Origin of the sequence: Microbacterium sp. (assembly GCF_039812165.1) — a bacterium.
Classification (GTDB): domain Bacteria; phylum Actinomycetota; class Actinomycetes; order Actinomycetales; family Microbacteriaceae; genus Microbacterium.
This window is the reverse complement of the sequence record NZ_JBDIAB010000258.1, coordinates 1-3,572: the sequence shown is the minus strand read 5'-3', so window position 1 is coordinate 3,572 and position 3,572 is coordinate 1. Positions and strand designations below refer to the sequence as shown.

The 3,572-nt window shown below is 73.9% G+C and carries 3 protein-coding genes; all 3 read right to left on the bottom strand.

Annotated elements, in window-relative coordinates; translation table 11 throughout:
* Positions 1 to 10: 10 nt before the first annotated feature.
* Complete coding sequence (gcvP, locus tag WML84_RS13880; protein ID WP_347346727.1) at positions 11 to 2,890, bottom strand: aminomethyl-transferring glycine dehydrogenase; 2,880 nt, start codon at positions 2,888 to 2,890, stop codon at positions 11 to 13.
* Complete coding sequence (gene gcvH / locus WML84_RS13875; RefSeq protein WP_347346726.1) at positions 2,887 to 3,279, bottom strand: glycine cleavage system protein GcvH; 393 nt, start codon at positions 3,277 to 3,279, stop codon at positions 2,887 to 2,889. Before gcvH ends, gcvP begins: the two co-directional genes overlap by 4 nt.
* Positions 3,276 to 3,572 (bottom strand): glycine cleavage T C-terminal barrel domain-containing protein (locus WML84_RS13870; RefSeq protein ID WP_347346725.1); only part of this gene is annotated, 297 nt, incomplete at its 5' end. The genes gcvH and WML84_RS13870, both read right to left, overlap by 4 nt.

Below are 3,572 nucleotides of genomic sequence, written 5' to 3'. Positions count from 1 at the left end.
GCCGGCGGGGCTAGGCGAAGGCCTCCGGGGGCGGGCACGCGCACACGAGGTTGCGGTCGCCGTGGGCGTTGTCGACGCGGCGCACCGGCGGCCAGTACTTTCCGCGCACGAGCGAGCGCACCGGGTAGACCGCGGTCTCGCGCGGGTAGGCGTGGTCCCAGGCATCCGACACCGCCGCCTCGGCCGTGTGCGGCGCGTTCACGAGGGGGTTGTCGTCAGCGGGCCACTCCCCCGCCGCGACGCGATGCGCCTCGGCGTGGATCGCGACCATGGCCTCGACGAACCGGTCGAGCTCGTCGACGTCCTCCGACTCGGTCGGCTCGACCATGAGCGTGCCGGCCACCGGGAACGACATCGTCGGCGCGTGGAAGCCGTAGTCGACGAGCCGCTTGGCGACGTCGTCCACGGTGATCCCGGTGGCCTCGCGCAGCGGCCGCAGGTCGAGGATGCATTCGTGCGCGACGAGCCCGTCCTCGCCCGCGTACAGCACCGGATAGTGGTCGCGCAGGCGCGCGGCGACGTAGTTGGCCGCGAGCACGGCGGCTCCGGTGGCATCCCGCAGCCCCGCCGCGCCCATCATGCGCACGTACGCCCACGAGATGGGCAGGATGGATGCCGATCCGTACGGCGCCGCCGAGACCGGACCGCCCGCGAACACGAAGCCGCCGGCGTGCTCGGCGCGCTGCGCGAGCGGGTGCGACGGCAGGAACGGCGCGAGGTGCGCCTTCGCCGCGACGGGGCCGACGCCGGGTCCGCCCCCGCCGTGCGGGATCGCGAACGTCTTGTGCAGGTTGAGGTGCGACACGTCGCCGCCGAGGTCGCCGAAGCGCGCGAAGCCCAGCAGGGCGTTGAGGTTCGCGCCGTCGACGTACACCTGCCCGCCGGCGTCGTGCACCGCGCGGGTGATCTCCAGGACCTCCTGCTCGTACACGCCGTGCGTGGACGGGTAGGTGATCATGAGCGCCGCGAGCTCGCCGGCGTGCGCCTCGATCTTCGCACGGAGGTCGTCGAGGTCGACGTTGCCGGCGGCGTCGCACGCGACGACGACGACCCGCATGCCGGCCAGGACGGCGGATGCCGCGTTCGTGCCGTGCGCGGACGACGGGATGAGGCACACGGTGCGCCCGTCGTCGCCGCGCGAGCGGTGGTAGCCGCGGATGGCGAGGAGCCCGGCCAGCTCGCCCTGCGAGCCCGCGTTGGGCTGCAGCGACACCGCGTCGTACCCGGTGAGCTCGGCGAGCCACCCCTCCAGGAGGTCGACGAGGGCGAGGGAGCCGGCGACGTCCTCCGCGGGCGCGAACGGGTGCAGGTTCGCGAACTCGGGCCACGACACCGCGGCGAGCTCCGTCGCCGCGTTGAGCTTCATGGTGCACGAGCCGAGCGGGATCATGCCGCGGTCGAGGGCGTAGTCGCGGTCGGCGAGCTCCTTGAGGTAGCGCATCATCGCGGTCTCGGAGCGATGCGCGTGGAAGACCTCGTGCGTGAGGTACTCGTCCTCGCGCCGCAGGTTCTCGGGGAAGCCGCGGTGCTCCGGATCGGGCGCCTCGTCGGCCGCGTCGCCGCCCGAGATGACCTCGACGAGCGCTGCCAGCGTGCCCGGGTCCGCGGCGCTGACCTCGTCGAAGCTGATCCCGACGGTCGACTCGTCGACGTGGCGCAGCAGGATGCCGCGCTCCCGCGCCGCCGTGACGACGGCTGCGGCATCCGCCACCCGCACCTGGACCGTGTCGAAGAACCGCTCGGTGAGCACCGTCACCCCGCGCTCACGGAGCGAGCGGGCGAGCATGCCGGTGGCGGCATGCACGCGCTGCGCGATCGCGCGGAGCCCCTCGGGCCCGTGGTAGACGGCGTACATCGCGGCCATGACGGCCAGCAGCACCTGCGCCGTGCAGATGTTGGAGGTCGCCTTCTCACGGCGGATGTGCTGCTCGCGCGTCTGCAGTGCGAGCCGGTACGCGGGCCGTCCGTCGGCGTCGCGCGAGACGCCGACGAGCCGGCCGGGGAGCTGCCGCTCGAGGCCGGCGCGCACGGCGAGGTAGCCGGCGTGCGGTCCGCCGAAGCCGAGGGGCACGCCGAAGCGCTGCGTCGTGCCGACCGCGACGTCGGCGCCGAGCGAGCCCGGCGAGCGCAGGAGGGTCAGCGCGAGGAGGTCGGCGCCGACGACCGCGAGGCCGCCCTGCGCCTGCACCGCGCCGATGACCTCGCTCGGGTCCCATACCCGTCCCGACGCGCCGGGGTACTGCACGAACGCGCCGAAGACGTCGAGGTCCTCGGGCGGCGGTGACTGGTCGTAGGCGGTCTCGTGCAGGCGGATGCCGAGGGCCTCGGCGCGATGCGCCAGCAGGGCCTTGGTCTGCGGCAGCGCGTCGGCGTCGACGAGGAACACGTCCGACCGCGACTTCGACGCGCGGCGCGCCAGCAGCATGCCCTCGACGACCGCGGTGGACTCGTCGAGCATCGAGGCGCCCGCCGTCTGCAGTCCGGTGAGGTCGGTGACCATGGTCTGGAAGTTCAGGAGCGCCTCCAGGCGGCCCTGCGAGATCTCGGGCTGGTACGGCGTGTACGCGGTGTACCAGGACGGGTTCTCGAGCACGTTGCGCGCGATCACCGACGGCGTGAACGTGTCGTGGTAGCCGAGCCCGATCATCGCGCGCGCGGGCCGGTTCTGCGCCGCGAGGGCGCGGAGCTCGGCGAGCGCCTCCGCCTCGGTGGCGGCGTCGGGGATCGTGCTCTCCGTGACCGGTGCGGCGTGGATGGATGCCGGGACCGCGCGGCTCACGAGCGCGTCGACGCTGTCGTAGCCGAGCACGTCGAGCATGCGCCGCTGCGCCGCGGCATCCGTCCCGATGTGCCGCCGCGCGAACTCGCCGTATCCGCCCGCGCCGGTCACTCCGCGCCGCCGGTGAGCGCGACGTACGCGGCCCGGTCGAGGAGCGCGTCGACGGCGGCCGGGTCGTCGACCCGGATCCGCACGAGCCAGCCCTCGGCGAACGGCGCGCCGCTCACGAGCGACGGGTCCTCGACGGCCTCGTCGTTGACCGCCTCGACGGTGCCCGACAGCGGCGCGTAGATCTCGCCGACCGACTTGGTCGACTCGATCTCGCCGCAGATGTCGCCCGCGGCCACGGCGGTGCCGACCTCGGGGAGCTCGGCGAACACGACGTCGCCGAGCTTGTCGGCGGCGTAGTCGGTGATGCCGACGGTGGCCACGCCCGTCGCGGCGTCGAAGTCGACCCACTCGTGGTCGGCGGTGTAGGCGAGGGTGTTCAGGTCGGTCATGTCGTCCTCCGGTAGAAAGGCAGGGTCGTGACGGTCGCGGGGACGCGTGTGCCCCGCACGTCGATGGTCAGCTCGGTGCCCGGGGCGTCGAGTCCCGGTGAGACGTACGCCATGGCGATCGGATGCCCGAGAGTCGGGCTGAGCGCGCCGCTCGTGACCTCGCCGACGCGCTCGTCGCCGTGGTGGACGGCATAGCCGGCGCGCCCGGCACGGCGCCCGGCGCCGGCGAGCCCGACGAGCACCGGCGCGTCGTGCCCTGGGCCCGCCGCGCACGCGGCCTTGCCGACAAACGC

Coding starts and splice junctions, on each gene's coding strand:
- gcvH (WP_347346726.1), bottom strand. CDS start 3,279: ATGACCGACCTGAACACCCTCGCCTACACCGCCGACCACGAGTGGGTC.